Origin of the sequence: Hymenobacter gummosus, assembly GCF_003970915.1 — a bacterium.
GTDB classification, from domain to species: domain Bacteria; phylum Bacteroidota; class Bacteroidia; order Cytophagales; family Hymenobacteraceae; genus Solirubrum; species Solirubrum gummosum.
The window spans coordinates 296,078-321,449 of sequence record NZ_RXOF01000002.1; the positions used below are offsets into that span (position 1 = coordinate 296,078).

Genomic DNA, 25,372 nt, shown 5'->3' on the forward strand with positions numbered 1-25,372 from the left:
GCTATTCTACCGCTTTCAAGGATTCGGGGTAGAAGCTACCGTGCTGGAGCTTGTTGCCAACGAACCATTGGCAATCCACTTTGTCGGCCTCACCGGGTAATGAGATACGGAAGCCGTCTTTGCGCTCCACCGTCATCTTGGGGCCGCCGGACTTGAGTTGTACGATGTCGCCAGGTTTGAAAGGCTGATCTGCCATTGGATTGGGTGATGAAGTTAATGACTGAGGTAAATGCAGATTATGAAGTAGGTCGGGCCAACGAAACGGTTGAGGTGCTTGCCTACGTCGACCTGCGGCCCGTAGAGTCCAGCATGACCGGTCTTTTACTGGTTGTCATACACAGGTGGCGACCTTGCTCAGGTCCCGCGTTTTCCAGGGTTTACTTTGACTGGGGTTGCCTACGCATCCTGATACCAACGTGCTCTGGGCTTTAGTAAACTGGAGGGCTCGGCCAACAAGATTAGCAAATGCGAGCCTAAATCCAGCCAGCGTCTACCAATTTTCTTCGTTAACCGGCTACTTTTACTTTCCTGCTGTGGCCGGGCGTGCTGCCTGGGGCGCGGATGCAGTACCTAACCGACTATGGCCGTTAAGAAAAGTGAGCTATACAGCTCGTTGTGGAAAAGCTGTGATGAGCTGCGCGGGGGCATGGATGCCTCGCAGTACAAGAACTATGTACTGGTGCTGCTCTTCGTGAAATATGTATCGGACAAGTACGCGGGACGGGAGGACGCCCTGCTGGAAGTGCCCGAGGGTGGCAGCTTCGCGGATATGGTAGCGGCCAAGGGCAAAAAGGACATTGGGGAGCGGCTGAACAAGATTATTGCGAAGCTGGCCGAAGCCAACCGGCTGAACGGCGTCATTAACGTGCCCGAGGCCGACTTCAACGACGACAATAAGCTGGGCAGCGGCGACGACATGGTGCAGCGCCTGACCAAGCTGGTGGCCATCTTCGAGAACCCGGCGCTGAACTTCACCAACCATCGGGCCGAGGACGACGACCTGCTGGGCGACGCCTACGAGTACCTGATGCGCCACTTCGCTACGGAGAGCGGCAAGAGCAAGGGGCAGTTTTACACCCCGGCTGAGGTAAGCCGCGTGATGGCCAAGCTGGTGGGCGTGGCGGAGGCTACGTCGCCGCGGCAGACGATATATGACCCTACCTGCGGCTCGGGCTCCTTGCTGCTGAAAGCGGCCGACGAGGCCCTGCCCATCAAGCTGAGTATTTACGGGCAGGAGATGGACAATGCCACGTACGCGTTGGCGCGCATGAACATGATTCTGCACGGGCACGACACGGCCGACCTGGTGCGGGGTAATACGCTGTCGGCGCCGGCGACTTGGGATGCACCGGCGGGGCAGCTGAAGCAGCACGACTTTGTGGTGGCCAACCCGCCCTTCTCCACCAAATCGTGGACGACGGGGCTGACGCCGGAAGCCGACGTGTACGGGCGTTTTACGGGCTTTGGTGTACCGCCGGCCAAGAACGGCGACTATGCCTTTCTGCTGCACATCCTGCGCAGCCTCAAGGGCGACGGCAAGGGCGTGGTGGTACTGCCGCACGGGGTGCTGTTTCGGGGCAACGCGGAGGCGGTGATTCGGCGCAACCTAGTGCAGCGCGGGGTGCTGAAGGGCATTATCGGGCTGCCGCCGAACCTGTTTTACGGTACGGGCATACCGGCGGCGCTGCTGGTGCTGGATAAGGCAGGCGCGGCCCTGCGCACAGGCATCTTCATGATGGATGCCAGCCGGGGCTTCATCAAGGACGGCAACAAGAACCGCCTGCGCGAGCAGGACATTCACCGCATCGTGGACGTGTGGCGGCGGCAGCAGGATGAACCGCACTATGCCCGCATGGTGCCGGTGACGGAAATAGCCAGCCCCGAAAACGACTACAACCTGAACCTGCCGCGCTACGTGACGCCCCCGCCCACGCAGGACCGCCACGACATAGAGGCGCACCTGCGCGGTGGGCTGCCGGCCGCCGACCTGGACGCGCTCAGTGCCTATTGGGACGTGTACCCCACGCTACGCGGCGAACTGGTGCAGCCGCAGGCCGACCGGCCGGGCTATTACCAGCTGCGCGTGGCGGCCGAGGATATCCGGCCGACGATTTACGAGCACGCGGAGTTCCGGGCCTTTAGCCGGCGGGTGGAGGAAACCTTTGCCGAGTGGGTGGCCCGCGCCGAGCCGCTGCTGCGCAGCATGGGGCCCGATACCAAGCCCAAGCAGTTGCTGCACACGCTGAGCGAGGAGCTGCTGGCCACCTTCGGGCCGGTTCACCTGCTGGATGGCTACGACGTGTACCAGCGCCTGATGAACTACTGGGCCGCCACCCTGCAGGACGACGTGTACCAAGTGGTAGCCGAGGGGTGGGATGCCAAGCCCTACCAGCCGCTGGTGGGCAAAAAGCAGAAGCGCGGCCCCTGGACCAGCGACCTGGTGCCCCGCTCGTTGCTGATCAGTCGCTACTTGGCCGAGGAGGAAGCGGCCGTGCAGCAGGCCACCGAGGCGCTGGCCGAGGCCACCCGCCGCCGCGAGGAACTGGAAGAAGAGCACACCGGCGAAGAAGGGCTGCTGAGCGAACTGGAATACTCGACCCCGGCGCAGCTGCTGGCGGCCGTGAAGGCCCGCCGCAAGGAGCTGCTGAAAGCGCAGAAAACCACCGAGCTGCGGGGCAAGCTGAAGAAGGCCCTGACGCAACGGGAAGCTGAAAAAGCTGAGGCGCCTACGCCCCTGAGCCTAGCAGAGGCCAAAGCCGAAGCGCAGCGTCTGCTGCCGCTGCTGAAGGCCCAACAAACCGCGCAGCCCGCCGCCCACGGGACCGGCGACCTGTTTGGGCAGGCTACCGAGGCCGACGCGCCGCTGGTCGCCGAAGCCTGGCTGCAGGCCCAGCCGGCCAAGGTGCAGGCAGCCGTGCGCTGGTTTCAGGAAGAAGGCCGGCAGGTGCTGGGCCTGGACGACAACACCCCCGCCGACACCCCGGCTGCTGCCAGCCCCGCCGCCGAGGACGCCCCGGCCACGCCGGCCGAGGAGCTTGCCGCCCTTACGGCTCTGGAAGCGGCCCTGATGGCCGAAGACGCCGCCAAGAAAACCCTGAAAGCCGCCGCCCAGACGCTGGAAGACCTGATAGGCCCCACCTACCTGCGCCTGACGGCCGACGAAACCCAGGACCTGCTGGTGACTTACAAGTGGCTGACCCACCTGCACCACGCCGTGGCCCAGGAGCTGAGCCGTCTCTCGCAGGCCCTGGCCCGCCGCCTCGACGAGCTAGGCACCCGCTACGCCACGCCGCTGCCGGCGCAGGAAGCCGCCGTGGCCGCCCTGACGCAGCGGGTGCAGGCTCATTTGGCGGGAATGGGTTTTTCGTGGAAGTAAGGCTACTGATACTTGCAATGGCGAAGGGCAACAAGAGGAAGAAAGCATTGTTCAACTTGTTTTCTCAAAATCTTGAATGGGTGAAGCAGCACCCTTCTATTGCGTTCAAGCCAGATTTCTCACATGGGTACATCTGTCCTTTGTGCTTTGATGTATTCTTTGATAAAGATTTATCCAGTGTGGTGAAGAATCCGCTCACTGTCGAGGATATTCCGCCTGTTTCGTTGGGCGGAAAACCAATTGCATTAACATGTAAAAATTGCAACTCAAAAAGTGGTCATAAATTAGACGTGCATCTGTTAAATCGGTTGTTGGAAATAGATTCTCACAGCTTCCTCCCTAATTCAAAGACCAAAGCCAAATTTGAAGTAAACGGGAATACTGTCAACGGAACCTTTGAAGTCGATGATAGTGGGGTAGTTAAGATGAACCTTCTGCCAAGCCATTCCAATCCCGTGCAAGCAGAACGGTTTATGTCTGACATGTTCCCGCCCAGAACGATATACAATCCTCTTTTCTATCCAGAAAAGATGTTTGATAATGGATATGAGTCTCCAACTTTTAACGTAAAGTTCAATGAGACGTCAAACGAGCGTAGGGCGCAAGTGGCCCTTCTTCGCATAGGCTACCTTATTGCATTTGCGGTATTGGGGAACGGCTTTCTGATAAACGGTAATTTGTTCAAGGTTCGTGAGCAGATACTCAAGCCCGATGAACAGATACTGCCCGAAGTATTCTGGGTCAATAGAGAATTTCCTGAGGAGACAGAAGGAATAAATATTGTCACTCTGCCGAAAGAGCTAAGATGCTTTCTGGTAATATTCAGATTGAAGACGCCCAGTCAATCAAGGCAATTTGCTGTGATTTTGCCGGGGCCATCTGAACCGGGCTTGCAGGTGTATGATTTTCTAAACGAAGAGCGCACCGTTGAAACATTTGGCTGGATGGAACACATCAATACCCGGGACTTTCTTCGCCGCAAAGAGCACACGTTCACAAGTCATTGGTGTTGGCAGGAGTACACAAAAGATTCATACAGGCCGCGGGTAAGGCCTGCATCCGACAATGCATAAAAAGACTGCGCAATGCTAAAACCAGGATACAAGCAGACGGATCTGGGCGTGTTGCCGGAGGATTGGAAAATAACAGAGCTAGGCAAGTGTCTAACACAAAGACCAGATTACGGAATAAATGCACCAGCAGTACGCTACGATCCTGCTCTGCCAGCTTATCTAAGAATCACTGATATATCAGAAAACGGCCAATTTATTCGTGAAGGTGGAGCTTCAGTCAACCATCATGCATCCAATGACTATGTTTTAGCTGAAGGCGACATAGTATTGGCCCGCACAGGAGCAAGTGTTGGCAAATCGTATCAGTATGACCCCAATGATGGACAGTTAGTCTTTGCAGGCTTCTTGATTAGAGTTAAAACTAATCCAACTAAGCTCAATGCTAAGTTTCTCAGATATTACTTGCAGACTCCTGCCTATTGGAAGTGGGTTCTGATGACTTCCATGCGTAGCGGCCAGCCCGGTATCAATGGCAATGAATACGCGCTTTTACCTATCCCACTTCCCCCTCCCGCCGAACAACGCGCCATAGCCGACGCGCTCGGCGCCGTAGATGCCTTGCTAACGCAGCAGCGGGAACTGCTGGCCAAAAAGCGCGCCCTGAAGCAGGCGACGCAGCAGACGCTGCTGAGCAAGGAGAAGCGCCTGCCGGGGTTTGAAGGGGAGTGGAAAGAGGGAGAAATAGGAAACCTAGCACTGAAGGTAGGTAGTGGTATTACTCCTACGGGAGGCGTTAAAGTTTACCAAGAATCTGGACGCCCATTCGTTAGAAGCCAAAATGTTGGCTGGGGAAGATTGATTCTTGATGATATAAGCTATATAAGTGAAGAAATACACAATGCTTTTAACTCAACAGAAATTCAACAAAATGATGTTCTGTTAAATATAACAGGTGCATCAATAGGGAGAGCTGCTGTTGCTGATTACAGAATAGTAAAAGGTAATGTTAATCAACATGTGTGTATTATTAGGGTGAATAATGATAGGTTATGCCCATTTTATTTGTGTCACTTTCTTATTTCTCATGCAGGGCAAGAAATAATCCAAAGCTTTCAGGCTGGCGGAAATAGGCAAGGGTTAAACTTTGCACAGATAAAAACAATATCAATTCCTTTGCCTACGCTCGACGAGCAACGCGCCATTGCCACCATCCTCAGCGATATGGACGCCGAGCTGGAGACACTGGCGGCCCAGATCGAGAAAACCCAGGCCCTGAAGCAGGGCATGATGCAGAATTTGCTAACCGGTGCCATTCGCCTCGTCCCCACCGGGGGTGGTGCCGCTATACCTACTTCTTCCTTATGAGCGCAAAAGTCGGGCAGGTAGAGCGCGCCACGCAGGACCGCGTGGTGCGGCTGTTTCACACGGAACTGGGCTACGAGTACTTGGGCAACTGGGAAAAGCAGCCGCGCCGCTCGCCCATCGAGGACGGGCTGGTGCGCCGCTACCTGGAAGGTCCCGGTGGCTACGCGCCGGCGCTGGTGGATAAGGTGCTGCGCGAGCTGCACCTGGTGGCCGAAAACCACACCGAAAAGCTCTACAAGCGCAACCGCGAGCTGTACCGTTTGCTGCGCTACGGGGTGAAGGTACGCCCCGCCCTGGGCGAGAAGAAAGTGACGGTGCACCTGGTGAACTGGCAAGACCCTACGGCCAACGACTTCGCGGTGGCCGAGGAAGTAACCGTGGAAGGCACCCACATCAAGCGCCCCGACGTGGTGCTGTACCTGAACGGGCTGGCCGTGGGCGTGTTGGAGTTGAAGCGCAGCAAGGTATCGGTGCACGAGGGCATCCGCCAGAACCTGGATAACCAAACCAGTCACTTCATTCAGGACTTCTTCGGGCCGGTGCAGCTGGTGCTGGCCGGCAACGACACCGAAGGGCTGCGCTACGGCACGGTGGGCACCACGGAAAAGTATTACCTGGAATGGCGGGAGGAAACGGCGCCGGCCGTGCCGCGGGGCGCCGCTCCGCAGGGAGTGGAGGAGCCGGTGCCGGCCATGCTGACGGGCGCCTCCCCCCCCGGCCCTCTACACTCGCTTGATGCGCGACATGAAAATGGAGAGGGGGAACCAGTTCCAACAGCTGGGAAACCCGTGGCGCCGGCTCCGCTGCGGCTGGATGAGCACCTGCGGCAGCTGTGCCGCAAGGAGCGGCTGTTGACGCTGCTGCACGATTTCGTGGTATTCGATAGGGGTATCAAAAAGCTGTGCCGGCCGAACCAGTTCTTTGGCGTGACGGCTGCGCAGGCCTACCTGAAGCGCAAGGAAGGTGGCATTATCTGGCACACCCAAGGCTCCGGCAAAAGCCTGACCATGGTATGGCTGACGAAGTGGCTGCTGGAGCACGACGCCAACGCGCGGGTGCTCATCGTGACGGACCGCGATGAGCTGGACGAGCAGATTGAGAAGGTATTCAGGGGTGTAGAGCTGGACATTGAACGAGCCAAGAGCGGCGCCGATTTGCTGGAAAAGCTCAGTCAGGCCGCGCCGCGGCTGCTGTGCTCGTTGGTGCACAAGTTTGGCGCCCGCACCGAGGCCGAAGCGTACGACAAGTACCTGGAGGAGCTGATGAAGGCCGCCGGGCGCACGGGGCAGGCCTTTCGGCCCCAGGGCCAGCTATACGTGCTGGTGGATGAGTGCCACCGCACCCAGAGCGGCAAGCTGCACGAGGCTATGAAGCTGCTACTGCCGGGGGCGGTGCTCATCGGCTTCACGGGTACGCCCCTGCTGCAGGCCGACAAGCGCACCACGCTGGAAACCTTCGGTCCCTTCATCCACACCTACCGCGTAAACGAGGCCGTGCGCGACGGCGTGGTGCTGGAGCTGCGCTACGAGGCGCGCCAGGTGGAGCAGTACCTCACCGAAGCTGGTAAGAAGAAGATGGACGAATACTTCGAGCTGAAGACCAAGGGCCTGAACGAGTTCGGGCGGGCGCGGCTGAAGGAGAAATGGGGCACCATGCAGCAGGTGCTCAGCTCGAAGGAGCGCATGGGCCACATTGTGGCCGACATCATGCTGGACATGGAGAAGAAGGAGCGGCTGCGCAACGGCCGGGGCAACGCGCTGCTGGTGTCGGGCAGCATTTATCAGGCCTGCCGCTACTACGAGCTATTCCAGCAGGCGGGCTTCCGGCAGTGCGCCATCGTGACGAGCTACCAGCCCAAGACCAGCGACCTGAAAGGCGAAACCACCGGTGAGGGTGATACCGAACAGCTGCAGAAGTACAAGATTTACAACGACATGCTGGCCGGGCAGCCGGTGGAGGACTTCGAGAAGGAAGTGAAGCGGCAGTTTGTGGAGGAGCCAGCCCAGATGAAGCTGCTCATCGTGGTGGACAAGCTGCTGACGGGCTTCGACGCTCCCTCGGCCACGTACCTGTACATCGACAAGCAGATGCGCGACCATACGCTGTTTCAGGCCATTTGCCGGGTGAACCGGCTCGACGGCGAGGATAAGGAATACGGCTATGTGGTGGATTATAAGGACTTGTTTAAGGCCCTGGAGAAATCCATTCGCGACTACACCTCGGAGGCGCTGGATGGCTACAGCAAGGAGGATGTGCAGGATCTGCTGAATGACCGCCTGACCAAGGGCCACGAGGAGCTGGAAGGGCTGCGCGAGCAGCTGCGGCTGCTGTGCGAGCCGGTGGCCCCGCCGCGCGGCACGGCCGAGTACCTGCACTTCTTCTGTGGCAACCCGGCCCTGCCCGCCGACCTAAAAGAACGGGAAGGCCGCCGCCGCGAGCTGTACAAGTACACGGCGGCGCTGCTGCGCACCTACGCCGAGCTGGCCGGCGAGCTGGAAGAAGCGGGCTACACGCCCACCCAGGCCGCTGAGGTGCAGCGCGTGGTGCAGCACTACGAAAACGTGCGCGACGAGGTGAAAACCGCCAGCGGCGAAGCGCCCGACCTGAAACGCTACGAGGCCGACATGCGCTTCATCTTCGACAACTACGTGAAGGCGGAGGACTCGGAGAAAGTGGGCGAGCTGGACGACATGAGCCTGATTGAGCTGGTGGTGGCGCAGGGTCCGGCCGCCGCCGTGAGCCGGCTGCCCAAGGGCATCCGGGGCGACAAGAACGCAGTGGCCGAAACCATCGAGAACAACGTGCGCCGGCTCATCATCGACGAAAACCCGACGAACCCGAAGTACTTCGGGCGGATGTCGGTGCTGCTGGAGGAGCTGATAGCGCGGCGGCAGCAGGAGGCCATCGAGTACGAGGCGTATCTGCAGGAAATAGCGGCGCTGTGCAAGCTGGTTCAGCACCCCGGCGCGGCCACCACCTACCCGCCCACGCTGCACACGCTGGCCCAGCGCAGCCTGTACGACAACCTGGGGCAGGATGAAACGCTGGCCCTGGCCGTAGACGCGGCCATTCAGGGCACCGCGCAGAACGGCTGGAAGGACGATGACCGGAAAAAGAAAATGGTGCGGCTGGCCCTCAAGAAAACGCTGCCCGACCCCGACGATATTGACCGCATCCTGCAGCTGGCTACGCAGCAGGCGGAGTATTAACCACTCTTACCAACCATCAAATGAATATCGTTTTACGCTGCTGGCTGGCAGCCATTCTCCTGTTGGGTAGCACCTCGTGGGCCCTGGGGCAAGCATCGGGTTTAGTGGAATATGCCCAGGGAAAGAAAACGACGTACGTGGGGGATGGAACCGGCAAATGCCTGGGGCTGAAGTTTACATTGCGTTACCCGGCCGCCTGGAATGCCACAGACGGCAACCGGCCCCATATCGTGCAGAAATTTATGAACGGCAATGGCACCATGGCCCTCGTGATAATTAAAGATCTGCGGGGTGTGGCCACCAAAGCTGATATGGATCAGGTTCTATCAAGCTCTTCGGACTTGTCGGATTTTACACCAGGCACCTTCCTCAGCGCACAACGCAACCTGACAATTGACGGGGAAAAGGCCTACGCTATTGAGTATTCGCAACGGCAAACGTCGGCTACCGGGATGACCATTTATCAGCATGGTATTCAGTACATGCTGTTTTATGATCATTACATGATTACCATCATGTGTGCCACTGGTGGAGAAGAAAGCAATCAGGCAGAATTCGATGCGCAGTTTGAGCGTAACCGACCATTCTTTGGTCTGATTGCCTCAAGCCTTGTGCTTACCTCCAAGTGGAACAATTACTGAGATGGTAACCGAGTCGCGTTTGGGTTATTACCCAGAAGTGGTGCTGCCGGCTGATTTAAAAGTAGCCATGCAGGCAGTGCCACCAGTTCCGCAGGAGCCGGTGCGGCCAGTGGTGCCGCCGACCCCAAACAAGGTAAGCACGTTTAATTTCGGGTTTGTGGTCTTGGGCGGTGCGTTCCTAATTTTGCTGATTGGCTCTGAGTTAGGTGTACTGGGGATGGGGTTTGGTGTTGTGCTGCTTATCATTCAGCATTTTTCCATTCAAAGCGCCAAACGTGCCTACACTCGTAATCTGCACAGCCATACCGTAGCAACCCGGGCCCTGGAAGAATACCCCGGTAAGAAGCTGCGGTACGAGCAGGAACTAGCGCGGTATCGACAACCTGGGTATTCAGAACAGTACCGCAGGGAGCAGATAGCACAAGAGCTGAAATCCACATCAGAGCCAGTTCCGATGAGTGCCATGCAGCAGCTAACAATTAGAAAGGGGAGTAGCGAAGCTCAATTTGAGCAGTTGCTCAAGCAGTGGTTTGGAGCGACTCGCATTGATTCCTCACTGTGCCTGCCGATAGCTTATCGGTCGTTTGACAATAACTACTATTACCCTGATTTTGTGTACAGGCACCCCAGTGGATTATGCATTGATATTGAGATTGACGAGCCTTATACTGGTATCACCAAGGAACCCATCCATTATCAGGGGCAAGACCATCAGCGCAACAAATACTTCGCAGAAAAAGGCTGGGTAGTAGTGCGTTTTGCGGAACAACAGATTATTACTCAACCGGAGTTGTGCTGTAAGCTGCTGGCCGAGGTTATTGCTCAACTGGTTCCTGGGCAGGTAGCTGCACAGTCAACCACGGGCATACTTACGCCTGTGCCCAAGTGGACTTTTGAGCAGGCAAAAGAAATGGCACGCCGCGATGTTCGCGACTTGTATAAAACCCTTCCAACTCTCTAATGCATGGAAAACGTACATACCACCCCCAAAGAAACAGGAAGCAACCTGTGGATCGGCGTAGGCTACTTCTTTGCCGTCCTGGGCGGAATTATCGGCATTGCAATTGGTTATAACTACCGCTCCAAGAAGTACGATGACCAGACTCGCCGGCATGGCTTGTACATTATCATCATTGGGTCCATCATCATGGCTATAGCCAAAGTGATGATGACAAGTCGCTAAACAGATGCCCATTATCGTTATGCAGGGTGTTTACAGCCTTTCTTCCGACTGCGTTTATGGACACAGCGCACGGTAGACAGGTGAGGAGGCACCCGGCATGACGCATTACAATCTTTGAGTAGTTCATGACGACGCAGCTGCAGATAGGGGAGCTGGAAGTGGACGTGGTGCGGAAGAACATCCGCAACGTGCACCTGGCCGTGCTGCCGCCCAGCGGGCGGGTGCGCGTGGCCACGCCCCGGCATGTGGACGATGAGCAGGTGCGCCTGCTGGTGATTGGGCGCCTGGGCTGGATACGTGCGCAGCAAGCCAAGTTTGAGCAGCAGCCCCGGCAGACGCAGCGGGAATACGTGTCGGGGGAGACGCACTACTACCGGGGGCAGCGCTATCGGCTGGTGGTGCGCTACGCGGATGCCGCACCTCAGGTGCATATTCGGAACACGCAGTACTTGGACCTGCAGGTGCGGCCGGGCAGCACGGTGGAGCAGCGCGCGACGGTGCTGCAGGAGTGGTACCGGGAGCGGCTGAAGGAGCAGCTGCCCGCGGTGGTGGCGAAATGGGAAGCGGTGATAGGGCAGCACGCGGCGGCTTGGGCCGTGAAGCGGATGAAGACCAAGTGGGGGACCTGCAACATTGAGGCGCGGCGCATCTGGCTGAACCTGGAGCTGGCGAAGGTGGCGCCGCACCTGATGGAATACGTGGTGGTGCACGAGCTGACGCACCTGCTGGAGCGGCAGCACAACGAGCGTTTTCGGGCGCTGTTGGATGGCTTTATGCCGCAGTGGCGCAGTTACCGTGAGGAGCTGAACGGGACTATGCTGGCGCCTTTTGTGGAAGGCTGATCAGGGGAGGCGAAGCAATGGTAGACGTGCGCTGGAAAATTTTTGCAACTTTTTCGTTGCATTTACGCTTTAAGACTTACAGATTTGAGCACTGATTCGCTTCCAACCCCGGCCGAAGTTGAACAGTTTCTGCGTGAGCTGCACCAGAAAATGGACCACACTCCGAATCTGTGGCCGATTGTGTTTCTCGACCGGCGAGATAATAAGAACCGTCAGGCCTTGATTGACCTGAACATCCGGCCAGCCGACCGTATTCCTTACATCCGTCGTCTCACTCCATATGACTACTGCCAAGGCCCTCGCCCGGATACAGACAACCCACCCCCCGGAAAAGGGCCGCTGTGGGTATTCGGCACCTTGGTAAACCAGACGATGGTGTACATCAAGATCCAGCTGGGCGATTTTAACGGCGCTCCGATCTGCATCTCCTTTCATCCCGAAGAGCATCCGCTCCGGTTTCCGTTTCGGCCGTGAGGGCTATGGCGGCGACTGTTTTTCTCTCCCTCTCCAAGCATTTTCAACATGTTAGTTAGCCCTTTCACTGGTGGCGCGGTCCGGGAAATCCTGGACACGCAGCCCTATACCTTTCGCGGCGAGCAGTACGACGTAACAGCACCGGTGTACGAGTGCGTAGACACGGGCGAGCAGTTTACGACCAACGAGCAGGACGAAGAATTTCTGCGTCGTCTGCACGCGATGTGGCGTGCGCGGCACCGGGTACCGGCCGCCGAAGAACTGGGCGCCCGCCGCGAGGAGCTGGGCCTGACGGCCCGAGAAATGTCGGCACTGCTGGGGCTGGGCGTGAATCAGTGGCGGCAGTACGAGGCAGGGGAGGTTCCCTCTAACTCGAACGTGCTGCTGCTACGCATGGTGTGTTCGCGCCAGGGGCTGGCCGCTATTGTGGCCCAGCAGGAGCACGAGCTGCCGGAGCGCACGCTGCGCAAATTGCGTAAGGCACTGCTCACCGCTATGACGCCTGCGTTGCTCCAGCCAGTCAGCCATGAATTGTCGCGGGAGCATATTATGGAGTTGTTGGACCGTCAGGGTGGCGCGCTGCCGTTGGGCGCCTACATGACCCAAAGCCCAGCACAACCTAACTCGGTAGCTTTCTAACCAGCGCCATGTATGCCCACTCCAGATCTGGATCGTATTCATCTGGCTGCAGCTGCATTCCTAGAATGCAGTATTAGTCCTTCTGACGGCTCAGGGCGTGACGTAAGACGTTTTACCATACCAGACGAGACTTGGCTGTATCCCCAGTTTTCGGTGGAGGAGAAGCGTATTTCCTACGTTGTACATGTGCATTGCCAAGGGCTATGCATAGACGGCAAGCCAACGGGAACAGAAGGAAGATTTCAGGTTTACTTCGACTTTGAAGTCGATAACCTGTCGGAACACGTACTGACGACTGAGGGATACGACGGACCGTTCCCAACTCGGGAGCTTATGGTCATGTTGGGTGGAGTGGCCTATTCAACGGCACGCGGTATGATTATGACGAAGGTTCTGGATACTCCTTTAAATGGTTTTGCACTGCCATTACGCGGACCTTCGGAGCTGTTTCAGGCTTCGATGAAACGACTGCAGGACCCCGAATTGGCCAATGGAGCCAGCGTTGGCAAAAAAAAGCCAGCGTCGAAGACTCGCAGGAAAAAATAGCTTTAAAGCCTGCGAAAAGACTGGAACGTTATACTCCCTACGAGATATGACGTTCCAGTCTTTTCGTATAAGCCCCATTGTGTCTGCCGAAATAGCACAGCTACAGGCAGTTGGGGTTGATGCCGTGGCGCTCGGCGAAGCGGCGGGTACTGGCCCAGTGGCGCTGATCGATGGCACGCTGGGCTTCCTCGCCGGGCTTCCAGTCCTGGCGGGGCTGGCGGATGGTGGCGGCCGTGGTTTCGTCGCGCAGCTGCTGGGCCTGCTCGGGGGTGATGAGGCCGCGCTTTTCCTTCTGGCCGATGACGGTGAGCCGGTGGCGGAGGTGGGCGGCGTTGGGGTGGTCGTCGGGAATCTGGCGGCCGATGCCAGCCATGAGCTGCGGGGCGGCTTGCTGCAGCTGCTGCAAGGCCTGGTTTTGATTGGTGGCGCCCTGTGCCTTCTGGTCAAGGTGCTGCTGATTGAGGTAGTCGGCCTTGCGCTCGAAGTAATCCGTCAAAGCGGCGTAGACCACCGCCATGTCGAGCGTGTTGTAGTAGGCTTTCAGTTTACCGCTGGTGCGGGCCTCTTTCAGCGCTAGCACGAGGTCTTTCAAGCTGTCGTGGGTGTAGGTCTGCACCAGGTAATCGGCAGCTTCCATCAGGTCGGCGGCGTCGGGCTTGTGCTCGGCCCGCACGGAGTCGACGAAGGCCCGCAGCACCACGACCACCAGCTTGGTTACCTCCCGTTCGCCGAGCGTGCGGCGGAGTTGAAACAACTTGGGCGCGGTCAGGGCGGCGGCTTTGGTCAGGCCCAGGCTTACGTCGGCCAGCATCTCGCGAATAGCGGGCGTCGTGCTGCGAGCCAACTCCCTAATCCCAGCGGCTCGAACGGTAGCCACTAGCTGGGCCTCCGGGGTCAACGGTGCTGGAGCTAGTGCCTGGCTCGTGGCGCTGGACGGTTGGAGCAAGTTTGAGTCGGTTATCGTGTGCATCGTTGAGCATAAACTTGGTGGCGGTGGCCTTCCAGTCGCGGCGGCGGGGTGGCTCCCCATCCTTGCGCCAGTTGGTCACCTGCGCGTGGTAGAATCGTAAATCGGCCAGCTGGTAATCGGTGCCCTCGAACGCCTTGATGAACTGCTCCACGTCGGCCAACTTGGATTCGGCAAAGGGTACTTCGGGGCGCTGGGCCCGGCCGCGCTGCCGACGCGGCTCATTGGTCTGAGCGGTAGCCGCTGCTCGGATGGTGGCCTGCTTCACCCCTTTTCTTTTTGGCGCAACTTTTTCTTTTGGGGCCTCGGCTGCGCCGGTGGTTGGTAGCTCGTCGGGCATTACTTCCGCCCTTGAAAGCCCTTCGCCTGGGAAAACCTGCCCCTCTTTTTTTTTCATGCCGCCGCCTCCCTGTTTAGGTAGCTGTTTACTACCACCTGTTTTATCTAATAAGGAGGGTTGGCTCACTTTCGGGCTAACCTCGGAGCCAGGTTGGCCCAGTTCCGGGCTAACCGGTTGGCCTGAATCCGGGCTAACCTCGGCTTCGGGGGTTGGCCCACTTTCGGGCATGCCTACCGGATGCGGTTGGCCTGCTTTCGGGCCAACCTGCCCGCCCAGCTCTGTCATCAGCACGCGGGTGCCTTGGGTGCTGTCGTGGCTGGGCCGGTAGGTGAGCAGCCCCCAGGCCTGGAGGTCACGCAGGGCACTGGTGTAGGTGTCGCGGGAGCCGATGCGGGCGGCCTGCATCAGTTCACGCCGGTCTATCAGCAGGGCCTCAGGGAAACGTTCGAGGTTCCATTGCCGAAACAGGGCGAAATACAGGCTGACGTGGTGGGGCTTGCTGGCCGGGCAGCTGAGCAGGTGCTCGTGGGCGGCCATGCTGTGCTTGATGTAGTTCACGCTTCACGCAGCTGCTCGGTTGGTGGCGTGATGTAGGCGTTGGCTTCGGCAATCAGGGCGCGGTCATCGTCGGGCCCGAACAAATCGAGCTGGCGGCCAGCCTCGGCCCGCTTGCCGCGCAACGCCGCTTCGACCTCGGCCAGCGCATCGAGCACCCCCGTTTCCAGCAGGCCGGTATAGGCGTAAGCGTGGCTGGTTTCGTCGTCGTAGGCCACGTAGGGACTGGTCAGGTTCAGCACCTTGCCACCCTTCAACTCGCGCTGGCCGATGAGCGTGACGCCGCCATTGCGGCCGATGCTGAGGCCGGTGACGGTGTAGCCGGTGAAGTGGGCGGGCAGCTCCTGGGCTTCGTCCTCGGGCCAGTAGTCGGGCGTTTCGGCCAGCTGTTCGGTGAGCAGGCAGAGGTGGGGCACGAGGCAGGAAAAGCGGTGCTGCAGGTCGGTGTGGACCAACTCGGTGCCCTGCATGGTGAAGGTCCTGGCGGGGGCGTCGGGCTCGTGCTGCTCGGTAAACTCGGCGTAGAGCAGGCCGTTTTTCAGCTTGGCCTTCTGGATGCTGATAATGGAGGTAGCGGCTTCGGGGCCAACGACGGGGGCAAGCTGGGTGCTCATGAGGGCTGCAGGGTTTGGTGGTGGGCATGGAAGACAGCAGCCGAGAAGCCGCGGGGCGTGAGGCTGCGTATGTTGGCGCGGTTCTTCGAGCCGGGCACCTTGTCCACCATCGAGCCGTTGACGGGAAACACCGGGCGCTTTTCGGGCATCTGGAAGCCGTGGCCGGTCCATAGGCAGGTGCGCTTGGTGTAGGCCTCGGGCTCGGGGTTGGGGAGCCGGCCAGCGTACTCGCAGGGGTCGAACTGGTGGTCGGGCTCGCGCCAATAGTGGCGGAGCTGGCCCCTGGGGTTTTCGATGAAGTAAGGGGCGCCGAGGTGCTGGCACAGGTCGGCGGCGGCTCCTACCAGGTCGAGGGCGGCGGCCAGGGCGCGTAGGCCCTTGACGCGGAACAGATGGGCGCCGGCGTTGCTCAGGTCGGTGCACGGCGGGAAAGCGGCCACGAAGGCCACCGGGCCGGGCGGGGGCACGAAGCGGCGCACGTCGCCGCCGACCAGGCACACATTGCCCTGCCAGGTTTCGCCGGGTGGGTGCTGCACGTCGACGCAGTAGCAGGTGTAGCCAGCGGCAGCCCAGGGCTCCACGAAACGGCCGGAGTGGTCGAACAAGGAAATGACAGTCTGGCTCACGCGGCGGCTACTTGCATGGCGGGGCGGTGGTAGCGGCGCGGGTAAGCGTCGAGCACGGATTGGCGGAAGCCCCAATCCTTTTCATTGAGCCGCACGCCCTGGAGGCGGCCGGCGCGGCGGGCGCGCAGCAGGGCGCACACAGACAGGCCGATGTAGGCGGCGGCCTGGGCGGTGGTCAATACCTGGTCGGGCTTGGCAGTGGAAGCTAGGATGCGGGCGGCTTCGGCCTGCTCCAGCTTTTCGAGGCGCGCGGTGAGGTTCTGGTACTCGGCCGCGCTGAGGATGACGGCGGGCTGCATACACAACTATGCACTAAGGGCCTGCCGACGAGCGGCCAGTTCGGTACGCTGCTTTTTCTCGGCCTCGATGGCATCGAGCACTGCCGCTTCGATGGTAGCATTGTTGGCGCCGTTCTTCTGAATGGTGCTGTAGATGGTGCTGCGGGCGTATTCGTGGCCTCTTTCTTTCAACAGCTTTTGGGCAGCGGCTACGATGTCAGTCTTAGTTCCTAGGGATTTGACTAGTCCGTGAAGCGTAGGAGTTTCAGGAAAAGTGTTTGGCAATTGTTCCATTTTGTTATGCGTTTAGTACATTTGAGTGGAGTACACACGCAAGTAACACATAGTCATGTGTGCTGTTCTCATAAAATAGAAGAAATTGCGTATACTATTATGGAACAAGCTGAAAGCCAGCGGAAAAAAATGCCGGCAGGCGTCGATGGTGACACCGGTGGGCGTATTACGCAACTGCTTGAACATTATGGGCTGAGCGGCTACGAAGCAAGTAGCAGGCTAGGCTACGCTAGTAGAAGCAAGCTGTATAAAGTGATGAACGGCGAGGTTCGTCCATCATATGAAACACTGGTAGATATCCTGGCCCAGTTTCCGGAGGTGTCGCCGGACTGGCTGCTGATGGGTAAAGGCGCGATGCTCCGGGGGCCGGTTAGTGCCGTGGGCGCAGCCAGCGGCGGAACGCAGCTGCTGACCCTGACGGTGGGCCTGGATGGTAAGGAAAACATCGAGTTGGTACCGGTGCTGGCTCAGGCTGGGTATAATCTGCAGCACAATGAGGCCGTATTTATTCAGGACCTGCCCAAGTACCGGATTCCCGGTTTCGAGCGGGGAACCTTCCGGGCTTTCGAGGTAGCCGGGGATAGTATGGAGCCGACCATACGGCATTCGGATGTGGTGGTGACTACCTACCTGGAAAACCTGCGGCTGCTGGAAGTAGGGGAGGTGTACGTGGTGGTGACGGACGAAAGCGTGATGCTTAAACGCATCATGCAGCCCATCACCAGCAGCACGCGGGAAGTAATGCTGCACTCGGATAATCCGCACCGGAAGCCCTACCCGATGGCATTGACCGATATCAAACAGTTCTGGCGGGTACGGGGCTATATCTCGCGTTACGTGCCATCTGCGCCGGATATCACTACTGAACGGCTGTGGGAAGTAATCGAGCAGCTGGGCTTTGATAGGGGTGAGGTAAAGCGGCATTTAGACGAAAACGCCCCCTCTAACGCCCCCCAACGAATTTGAACATTTTGTGCGCTGTTGGCAATCGGCTGATAGCGTGAGGATTTGCCGAGTCGCCTGGCTGGCGGGTGTGACCCTCTTACGGGGTACCAATCAAAGCCTTCCGCCCCCGGAAGGCTTTTCTCGTCTAGCCCCATCCAAGGATTAAAACTCCTTAATAAGAAACCGGGGTGCAACCAATCCGCCAGCACGGCAGTCCCTCCCGAGAGCCGACCGGGTTTCGACTGGGGAAAACAGCGCCAACAGTTTGTGCGTAAGGTTTTGGGCAAACTCCTTACCTTGCGCTGCCTCAGTATCGGTGAAATCCCGAACAACCACCCATCCAAGCCCAACCAACCTTCCACTCAACATTCTTTCACGCATGAAAAAAACCTTACTGTCCTTAGCCGTTGCTTTGTCGCTCGGCGCTACGGCGTATGGCCAAACTACTCCCTGGTGGACCGCCCGTACGATTGGCCCGGCGGCCGTACCGGCTAACTACGTAATCGAGAAGATTCACGCCGTTGATGCCAACACCGTGTGGGTGCTGACCCGCGAAGACGGCGTTGCCACCGTTCGTAACTACGCCCGGACCACCAACGGTGGCACGAGCTGGACGGGTGGGGCCATCAACATCCCGGCCAGCCTGCGCGTAGCCAACATTTCGGCCATCGACGGCACCACGGCCTGGTTGGCAGCCTTCGCCGAAAACGCGGGCGCCAAGCCCCAGCAAGGTATCTACAAAACCACCGACGGCGGTGTAACCTGGACGCGCCAGGCTTCGGCTGCCTTCTCGAGCAGCGGCTCCTTCCCCAACGCGGTGTACTTCTGGGATGCCAACAACGGCGTGTGCTTCGGCGACGCAGCAGGTGGGCAGACGGCTGGTCAGCGCCTGGAAATCTACACCACCACCAACGGCGGTACCACCTGGACGGTTAACAACTCGGCACCCCAGATTCAGAACGCGCTGGAGTACGGCAACGCCGGTTCCTACTTCGTGCTGGGCAACACCATCTGGCACGGGGGTGTCAGCGACGACGGCGACACCAACCCCGGCGGTGGTATCGGCGCCCGCCTGTACCGCTCGACGGACCGCGGCCTGACCTGGAGCTCGTTCCCGACCGACCTGGCTGACGCTGTAAGCTACATTGCTTTCACCGACCAAACCCGCGGCGTGCTGGCCAGCGGCTTCGACGTGACGACCACCACCAACGGTGGGCAGACCAACCAGCTGGTGGCTTACTCCGGTAACTTCCGTCCGCTGGGCCTCGACGCGGTGCCCGGCTCGCCCAACTGGTACGTGAGCGTGGGCCAGTCCGTGTCGCCGGCTACTTCGATCAACGACTACGGCAGCTCCTACTCGACCGACGGTGGCAACACCTGGACCGACATGGACACCGGTAAGTTCCAGTTTGAAGTCGACATGCTCAGCAACACCGTGGGCTTCAGCGGTGGCTACACCGGGCCGTCGACGGGCACCAGCACCAACGGCATGTGGACGCTGGCCCGCATTCTGCCGAACCGCAACGCCAAGCTGCTGAAAGGCGTGCTGACCGTAGCCCCGAACCCGAGCAACGACGGTATCTTCACGCTGGGCATCAACGCCCCCAGCTCGAAGACCCGCCTGGTAACGGTAACCGATGCCCTGGGCCGCGTGGTGTACACCACCACCCTGAACGCTACGTCGGTGGGCCAGAACGTGCCCTTGGACCTGAGCAAGCACAAAGCCGGTCTGTACACGCTGCGCCTCGAAACCGAGCAAGGCACGGCCGTAGAGAAGCTGGTTATCCAGTAAGCCTCGCTGCGTAACTTCCAAAGCCCCCGCTCAGCACGCTGAGCGGGGGCTTTTTTTGTGGCCCGCAGCAAGCCAGGATGCCGCCGGAGCGGCCTTGACCGAGCCGCCGAACCAGGGCAAAACGCGGTGAACCGGACCAGAGGGCGTGGCCCGAGGGTGAACCGAAAAAATACGGAGTAAAGTGGGCGTTTTGCCCCCACAAAACCCCGGCAAAACCTAGTTAAAAAGGGATGATTCGGTATCTTCGCGTGTTATACAGAACGGACTTTTAACCGCTGCACATGAGCGAAACCCAAGAGAAAAAAGCCCCCTCCCAGTACTCCGCGGATAGCATTCAGGTACTTGAGGGGCTGGAAGCCGTGCGCAAGCGCCCGGCCATGTACATCGGCGACATTGGCATCAAAGGCCTGCACCACCTGGTATGGGAAGTCGTGGACAACTCCATCGACGAGGCGTTGGCCGGGCACTGCGACACGATTGACGTCACCATCAACGAAGACAACTCCATCACCGTCCGCGACAACGGCCGTGGCATCCCGGTGGATTTTCACCAGAAAGAAGGCCGCTCGGCGCTGGAGGTCGTGATGACCGTGCTGCACGCCGGCGGCAAGTTTGACAAAGACAGCTACAAGGTTTCGGGCGGTTTGCACGGCGTAGGCGTGAGCTGCGTGAATGCCCTCTCGAACCTGCTGCGCGTGACCGTGTACAAGAACGGCCACGTGTACCAGCAGGAGTACGAGCGCGGCGCCCCGCTCTACCCGGTGAAGCAGATCGGCGACACCGAAGAGCGCGGCACGCAGGTGGAATTCTGGCCCGACGACAGCATCTTCACCGATACCGTTTACCGCTACGAAACCATTGCGGCCCGCCTGCGCGAGCTGTCCTACCTGAACAAGGGCATCCGCATCAACCTGCAGGACAAGCGCGAAATCGACGAGCAGGGCGTGGCCCGCGGCGAGCAGTTCTACTCCGAAGGCGGCCTGGCCGAGTTCGTGCAGTACCTCGACGGGGCTGAGCGCCGCGCCCTGATGCCCAAGCCCATCCACGTGGTGAGCGAGAAGGGCAACGTGCCGGTGGAAGTGGCCCTGCAGTACAACGACTCCTACCAGGAGCACGTGTTCAGCTACGTCAACAACATCAACACCCACGAGGGGGGCACCCACGTGGCCGGCTTCCGCTCGGCCCTGACGCGCACGCTCAAGGCCTACGCCGACAAGTCGGGCAAGCTGGCCAAGGAGAAGATTGAAATTTCGGGCGACGACTTCCGCGAGGGCATCACCGCCGTTATTTCCGTCAAGGTAGCCGAGCCGCAGTTCGAAGGCCAGACCAAAACCAAGCTGGGCAACAGCGAGGTGAGCGGGGCCGTGAACACCGTGGTGGGCGAAATCTTGGCGCAGTACCTGGAGGAAAACCCCAAGGAGGCCATCCTCATCGTGGACAAGGTGATTCTGGCTGCCAAGGCCCGCATTGCCGCCAAGAAGGCCCGCGAAATGGTGCAGCGCAAAACGGTCATGGGCTCGTTCTCGCTGCCCGGCAAGCTGGCCGACTGCTCGGAAACCGACCCGGAAATCTGCGAGCTGTACCTGGTAGAAGGCGACTCGGCCGGTGGTACTGCCAAGCAGGGCCGCAACCGCGCCTTCCAGGCCATTCTGCCGCTGCGCGGTAAGATCCTGAACGTGGAGAAGGCGCAAGAGCACCACATCTACGAAAACCAGGAAATCCGCAACATGATTACGGCCCTGGGCGTGAGCTTCGGGGTGCCGGCCGATCCGGAAAAGGGCATCGAGAAGGATGATAAGGCGCTGAACCTCTCCAAGCTGCGCTACCACAAGATTATCATCATGACCGACGCCGATGTGGACGGCTCCCACATCCGCACGCTGATTCTGACCTTCTTCTTCCGCTACATGCGCGAGCTGGTCGATAAGGGCTACATCTACATTGCCCTGCCGCCGCTGTACCTGGTGAAGAAGGGCAAGGAGGAGCGCTACTGCTGGACCGAAGTGGAACGGCAGGCCGCCGTGGACGAGCTGGCCAAGGGCCGCCCCGAGTCGGTGGGTATTCAGCGCTACAAAGGGCTGGGCGAGATGAACGCCGAGCAGCTCTGGACGACCACCATGCAGCCCGATACCCGCTCCCTGAAGCAGGTGACGGTGGAATCGGCGGCCGAAGCCGACCACCTGTTCTCCATGCTGATGGGCGACGAAGTGGCTCCCCGCCGCGACTTTATCGAGAAAAACGCCAAGTACGCCAAGCTGGACGTCTAGACCACGGATTCGTGCGGATTTGACGGATTCCGCGGATTTTGTAGTCGCTTGAACGAAGTGGTGCCACGGTTCAAAGCCGTGGCACCACTTTTTTACGCAGTGCCGTTGGAGGCAAGAGCACCGGCCTCCGCGTGGACTTGCTGTAGCCAGTCGCGCAGCTCCGGCGGCGCCAGCACTTCCACCTCGGGGCCGTAGCTAAGCAGTTCCATGCGCAGGTCGTGGGTGTCGTACACGTACAGACCCAGGCAGATTTCCTCGGTGGTTTCCAGCAGCAGGCGCTGCGAGGCGTGCAGGGGCTGGCCCAGGGCGTAGCGGCCCTGTGTGAGGCTGAAGCGTAGGATGATGTCGACGGGTAACCCGTCGGCGTCGTTAGGGCGAATGATGCCGAAGGCGTGGCGGTAATAGCTGGCCGCGTCGAAGTCGGCGGGCGGGGCGAAGGGGCGGCCGATGAGGCTCAGGTGGCTGATGCGGTCCAGGCCGAAGCAAGCCAGGTAGCCGCTGTCGGGCATGAGCGCCAGCACGTACCAGCGGCCCCGAAATTCTTTCAGCAGCAACGGGCCGGCCGTACGTTCGTAAGGTGCGTCCTCCCAATATTTGCGGTAGGTAAACGCAACCAGCTGCCGCGCCTGCGCCGCCCGCAGCAGGGGCCGCAGGTGCTCCAGGCCCAGCGGCGGCCGGGTTTCGGGCTGCACGAAACCGGCCAGCTGCGTCGGCAGCCGCAAAAACTCGCGCAGCTCCACGGCTTCTAGTAGCCGTTGGTGGCCGTCAGGCAGCAAGTCGGTTTCGTGCAAGTAGTAGCCCTGGCCGCGCCGGTGCCGGATGGTCACGCCGAAGGTTTCCTGCATCTGCTGTGCGTCGCGCTGAAACGTGCGCTGCGTGTAGTTGGTCAGCAGGTCGCCGGCGCTGCTGTGCTCCAGGATGTGGCGCTGTAGCCGGGAAAAGGGTAGCGGGGTACGGGCGTGCCGCAGCAACTGCACCAAGTGCAGCTGCCGTAGCAGGGTGGCGTGGACGGACATCTACTTCCGGATGGCCGGCTCGAAATCGGAACCGAACTCCTGTTGCAGGGCCTCATGGGCGGCCTTAATCATGGATTCTAGCTCGTCGAATAGCTGACTGATGATGCATTGGCGCTTGTCGGGATTAATCATTTGCATCATCAGCTGGCTGCTGCCAAAGGCTTCTTCCTCAAAGTCAATAGCGGGGTTGGTATACGTGTATGTGGGCCAAGCTTGCGTATGATTGCCGCCAATTGGCTGGAGCGCCTTGAACATACGAGCACGCAGATCGGTATCTTGCACGGCGCCATAGGGAATACCATAATATATAGGTTCTGCGTCGCGCTCAAGCCGCAGGTTGACGGGCTGGCCCGTTAGGCTGCCAATGCGGAAGCTTAGACCGTAGTAAAACTCCCGATTACGCCGACCGTGGATAGCTTTATCAATGTAATCAGTGTTGAAGCGCTTATCGTCTGAAGCAACCGCGTAGTGTGTGCTCACCAGTGCAAGCAGGTCATTCCAAAAATCCCATTCGGCGTGCCAGCGCACGTGTTTCCAGTTGCGGGCGATAATGGCTGCCTTTTCGGCGTTGTCATGCTTGGCCACGATGCGCAGCACTTCCTGCTTTTCTTCTTCGCTCATGTTATTACCGGTCAGGTGCCGAATCAAGGTTTGGTACTGGGATAGGGTTTCGCGCAGGGTAGGCCGAGTGGCGGCTTCTTTGATGCAGCTCGTCAGCCATTGGTCAATGTGCTGCTGGTAGGAAAGCAAGCGAACCTGGCTTTGCAGGTCGCCCAGCGACCATTCTGAAGGCTGGCTCCCGTGCAGTGTGAGGTAGCACAGCGTGGGTTGGCGGTGGGAAGCCGCTGCGAAGGCGTGATACCGCTTCAGCTGCTCGTGCTGGTCGCCGGCGTAAATTTTATTCTCGATAACAATGGCTTGCTGAGCATCCCGAATCAGGATGTCGATGTTGGCATGTTCCCGCCAGACCTGTACGTGTTCGTAGTGCAGGCCAGGCAGCTCCGCAACATCGGCAAAGAGCCGCAAAAACACTGACCCCAGGCCGTGGCTACCCTGTGGGTCAAGCAGCTCATAGATAAAGCGGGAATGCAGATGTACTTCATCCGTCTCGGAGCGCAGGATTCGGAAGATGTTGAAGAGGTCAGCGGATTCGCTGATTTGGCGCCGGACCCGTACAGGTTCTAATTGGTCAAGCAGTGGCTGTATATCTGAGGTCATAAGCGGGAGTTGGTGGAAAAAGCAATGGGAGGATATGGCATGGCTTGCAGGCAGGCAATAAACGCAATTAACCATATCCAATTAACAACCCCACGCCTAATTCCTCCGCCAATTCCTCATCCGTTCCGTGTCCGAATAGTATTTCCATTTCGGTGCCGAACATGCTCTGCACGTAGTCAGTAATGGCAATCAGTTCCGTCATATCCACCTCGCCGCGTCCGACGACGGATAGCAGCGCGGCATCGGGCGGGCGCACTGGCTCCGGGCCGAGCAGATAAGCCCGGCAGGCTGCTACTGCGGCCTGGGAAGCGGCGTTGGCACGGCCTGGGCCGCTAGCGGTGGCGTAGCCGGCGCGCAGGCTGCAGGCGTGGCGCAGTACGGCGCGAACATCGTCCACATCTACATTAATGTCGGCAGTAGGCGTGATGAGGTAACTAAGGCCGATAAGCTGACTATGCAGGCTCCGGCGGGCTAGCGCGTAGGCAGCGGTGCGTGGCGGGTTGGCGTGCAGCTCCCATTCGGGGAGTAGGGCGTCGGCAAAGCGGGTAGGGGCGGTGAGCATAGGCGGGTAGCAAGTGTAAGAGCGAAAGTGCGGCGCCAGCGCGTCAAACCGTGTCGTTCTCGCAGCGAGTATCTTTTCGTGACGCTAGCAGTTGCTAAGCAACGTTGCCACGACACCCGTCGAATTTTGAACCGTAGCTTAGCGGCGCTGCAGACGCCGGGGCCAGCTATTGTGGAGCGGCTCCAGAATCCAGACCAGCAATTCCAGCAGTTATGACCCGACAACTCATATCCTCCGGCTCGCCCTGGGAAGAACCCGTGGGCTACTCCCGCGCCGTGCGCGTGGGCAACGTGGTGGAAGTGGCCGGCACCACTGCCCAGGACGGCGACGCCACCCCCGGCGGCGACGCCTACGCCCAGACCAAGCGCATTCTGGAAAAGATTGCCGACGCCCTGCAGCAGGCCGGCGCCTCGCTGAACGACGTAGTGCGCACGCGCATCTACGTGACGGATATCCGGCACTGGGAGGCGGTGGGCCGGGGCCCACGGCGAGGTGTTCGGCCGCATCCGGCCGGCTTCGACCATGGTGGAGGTCAGCGCCCTGATTGACCCGCGCCTGCAGGTAGAAATTGAAGCCACGGCCATTATTTCGTAACTCTGCGCAACCCCAC

General features: G+C 59.5%; 25 protein-coding genes. 15 read left to right on the plus strand and 10 right to left on the minus strand.

The window, feature by feature from the left end; translation table 11 throughout:
- Window position 1: 1 nt before the first annotated feature.
- The gene (locus tag EJV47_RS04620) at window positions 2-196 is read right to left on the minus strand and encodes a YodC family protein (protein ID WP_126691969.1); all 195 of its coding nucleotides are present in this window, start codon (window positions 194-196) and stop codon (window positions 2-4) included.
- 384 nt (window positions 197-580) lie between these two features.
- Between EJV47_RS04620 and EJV47_RS04625 the strand changes: the two genes are divergently transcribed.
- The 11 genes from EJV47_RS04625 to EJV47_RS04675 all read left to right on the plus strand — a co-directional run bounded on the left by EJV47_RS04625 (window position 581) and on the right by EJV47_RS04675 (window position 13,288).
- Window positions 581-3,376 (plus strand): type I restriction-modification system subunit M, encoded by a 2,796-nt coding sequence (locus tag EJV47_RS04625; protein WP_207895828.1) that lies wholly within the window; start codon window positions 581-583, stop codon window positions 3,374-3,376.
- A gap of 17 nt (window positions 3,377-3,393) precedes the next feature.
- Window positions 3,394-4,449: a hypothetical protein gene (locus EJV47_RS04630; protein WP_126691970.1), complete on the plus strand. Its 1,056-nt coding sequence runs from the start codon at window positions 3,394-3,396 to the stop codon at window positions 4,447-4,449.
- A 12-nt stretch (window positions 4,450-4,461) separates the two neighbouring features.
- A complete protein-coding gene (locus EJV47_RS04635; RefSeq protein WP_126691971.1) occupies window positions 4,462-5,754 on the plus strand; it encodes a restriction endonuclease subunit S in 1,293 nt (430 codons plus the stop codon).
- Window positions 5,751-8,963 (plus strand): type I restriction endonuclease subunit R, encoded by a 3,213-nt coding sequence (locus tag EJV47_RS04640; RefSeq protein ID WP_126691972.1) that lies wholly within the window; start codon window positions 5,751-5,753, stop codon window positions 8,961-8,963. The genes EJV47_RS04635 and EJV47_RS04640 overlap by 4 nt, the downstream gene beginning before the upstream one ends.
- Before the next feature lie 20 nt (window positions 8,964-8,983).
- Window positions 8,984-9,604: a hypothetical protein gene (locus tag EJV47_RS04645; RefSeq protein ID WP_126691973.1), complete on the plus strand. Its 621-nt coding sequence runs from the start codon at window positions 8,984-8,986 to the stop codon at window positions 9,602-9,604.
- 1 nt (window position 9,605) lies between these two features.
- The gene (locus EJV47_RS04650; protein WP_126691974.1) at window positions 9,606-10,565 is read left to right on the plus strand and encodes a PDDEXK family nuclease; all 960 of its coding nucleotides are present in this window, start codon (window positions 9,606-9,608) and stop codon (window positions 10,563-10,565) included.
- A gap of 3 nt (window positions 10,566-10,568) precedes the next feature.
- Window positions 10,569-10,787 carry a hypothetical protein gene (locus EJV47_RS04655; RefSeq protein ID WP_126691975.1) on the plus strand — a complete coding sequence of 73 codons (219 nt, stop codon included), beginning with the start codon at window positions 10,569-10,571 and terminating at the stop codon, window positions 10,785-10,787.
- 125 nt (window positions 10,788-10,912) lie between these two features.
- On the plus strand, window positions 10,913-11,629 hold the full coding sequence (locus EJV47_RS04660) for a M48 family metallopeptidase (RefSeq protein ID WP_126691976.1): 717 nt from the start codon (window positions 10,913-10,915) through the stop codon (window positions 11,627-11,629).
- An 84-nt stretch (window positions 11,630-11,713) separates the two neighbouring features.
- Window positions 11,714-12,103: a toxin gene (locus EJV47_RS04665; RefSeq protein ID WP_126691977.1), complete on the plus strand. Its 390-nt coding sequence runs from the start codon at window positions 11,714-11,716 to the stop codon at window positions 12,101-12,103.
- A 48-nt stretch (window positions 12,104-12,151) separates the two neighbouring features.
- Window positions 12,152-12,742 (plus strand): type II TA system antitoxin MqsA family protein, encoded by a 591-nt coding sequence (locus EJV47_RS04670; RefSeq protein ID WP_126691978.1) that lies wholly within the window; start codon window positions 12,152-12,154, stop codon window positions 12,740-12,742.
- Window positions 12,743-12,754: 12 nt separating this feature from the next.
- Window positions 12,755-13,288, plus strand: a complete 534-nt coding sequence (locus EJV47_RS04675; protein ID WP_126691979.1) for a hypothetical protein — start codon at window positions 12,755-12,757, stop codon at window positions 13,286-13,288.
- Window positions 13,289-13,388: 100 nt separating this feature from the next.
- On the opposite strand, the gene EJV47_RS04680 is transcribed toward EJV47_RS04675, so the two are convergent.
- The 6 genes from EJV47_RS04680 to EJV47_RS27905 are packed head-to-tail and all read right to left on the minus strand — an operon-like array spanning window position 13,389 to window position 16,860.
- Window positions 13,389-14,099 (minus strand): hypothetical protein, encoded by a 711-nt coding sequence (locus tag EJV47_RS04680; RefSeq protein ID WP_243651009.1) that lies wholly within the window; start codon window positions 14,097-14,099, stop codon window positions 13,389-13,391.
- A gap of 37 nt (window positions 14,100-14,136) precedes the next feature.
- The gene (locus EJV47_RS04685) at window positions 14,137-15,153 is read right to left on the minus strand and encodes a hypothetical protein (protein WP_126691980.1); all 1,017 of its coding nucleotides are present in this window, start codon (window positions 15,151-15,153) and stop codon (window positions 14,137-14,139) included.
- Window positions 15,150-15,764: a hypothetical protein gene (locus tag EJV47_RS04690; protein WP_207895829.1), complete on the minus strand. Its 615-nt coding sequence runs from the start codon at window positions 15,762-15,764 to the stop codon at window positions 15,150-15,152. Before EJV47_RS04690 ends, EJV47_RS04685 begins: the two co-directional genes overlap by 4 nt.
- Window positions 15,761-16,390: a hypothetical protein gene (locus EJV47_RS04695; protein ID WP_126691981.1), complete on the minus strand. Its 630-nt coding sequence runs from the start codon at window positions 16,388-16,390 to the stop codon at window positions 15,761-15,763. The genes EJV47_RS04690 and EJV47_RS04695 overlap by 4 nt, the downstream gene beginning before the upstream one ends.
- A complete protein-coding gene (locus tag EJV47_RS04700; RefSeq protein WP_126691982.1) occupies window positions 16,387-16,689 on the minus strand; it encodes a MerR family transcriptional regulator in 303 nt (100 codons plus the stop codon). The genes EJV47_RS04695 and EJV47_RS04700 overlap by 4 nt, the downstream gene beginning before the upstream one ends.
- Before the next feature lie 6 nt (window positions 16,690-16,695).
- On the minus strand, window positions 16,696-16,860 hold the full coding sequence (locus EJV47_RS27905; protein ID WP_165903618.1) for a hypothetical protein: 165 nt from the start codon (window positions 16,858-16,860) through the stop codon (window positions 16,696-16,698).
- 201 nt (window positions 16,861-17,061) lie between these two features.
- Here EJV47_RS27905 and EJV47_RS04705 point away from each other — a divergent pair, with 201 nt between their 5' ends.
- The 3 genes from EJV47_RS04705 (at window position 17,062) to gyrB (ending at window position 21,966) form a co-directional block, all read left to right on the plus strand.
- Entirely contained in the window at window positions 17,062-17,928 is an 867-nt protein-coding gene (locus tag EJV47_RS04705; RefSeq protein ID WP_126691983.1) for a S24 family peptidase, read from the plus strand.
- 358 nt (window positions 17,929-18,286) lie between these two features.
- Window positions 18,287-19,699, plus strand: coding sequence for a T9SS type A sorting domain-containing protein (locus tag EJV47_RS04710; protein WP_126691984.1), 1,413 nt, complete (start codon window positions 18,287-18,289; stop codon window positions 19,697-19,699).
- A 281-nt stretch (window positions 19,700-19,980) separates the two neighbouring features.
- Window positions 19,981-21,966, plus strand: a complete 1,986-nt coding sequence (gene gyrB / locus EJV47_RS04715) for a DNA topoisomerase (ATP-hydrolyzing) subunit B (protein WP_126691985.1) — start codon at window positions 19,981-19,983, stop codon at window positions 21,964-21,966.
- A gap of 92 nt (window positions 21,967-22,058) precedes the next feature.
- Here the strand turns inward: gyrB and EJV47_RS04720 are convergent, their stop codons facing one another.
- The 3 genes from EJV47_RS04720 to EJV47_RS04730 form a co-directional block, all read right to left on the minus strand.
- Window positions 22,059-22,982 (minus strand): helix-turn-helix transcriptional regulator, encoded by a 924-nt coding sequence (locus EJV47_RS04720; RefSeq protein WP_126691986.1) that lies wholly within the window; start codon window positions 22,980-22,982, stop codon window positions 22,059-22,061.
- Window positions 22,983-24,200, minus strand: a complete 1,218-nt coding sequence (locus EJV47_RS04725; RefSeq protein WP_165903619.1) for a PDDEXK-like family protein — start codon at window positions 24,198-24,200, stop codon at window positions 22,983-22,985.
- 67 nt (window positions 24,201-24,267) lie between these two features.
- The gene (locus tag EJV47_RS04730; RefSeq protein ID WP_126691988.1) at window positions 24,268-24,762 is read right to left on the minus strand and encodes an FtsZ/tubulin family protein; all 495 of its coding nucleotides are present in this window, start codon (window positions 24,760-24,762) and stop codon (window positions 24,268-24,270) included.
- 212 nt (window positions 24,763-24,974) lie between these two features.
- On the opposite strand from EJV47_RS04730, the gene EJV47_RS04735 reads away from it, so the two are divergent.
- Complete coding sequence (locus EJV47_RS04735) at window positions 24,975-25,310, plus strand: Rid family hydrolase (protein ID WP_341539249.1); 336 nt, start codon at window positions 24,975-24,977, stop codon at window positions 25,308-25,310.
- Window positions 25,311-25,372 lie beyond the last annotated feature (62 nt).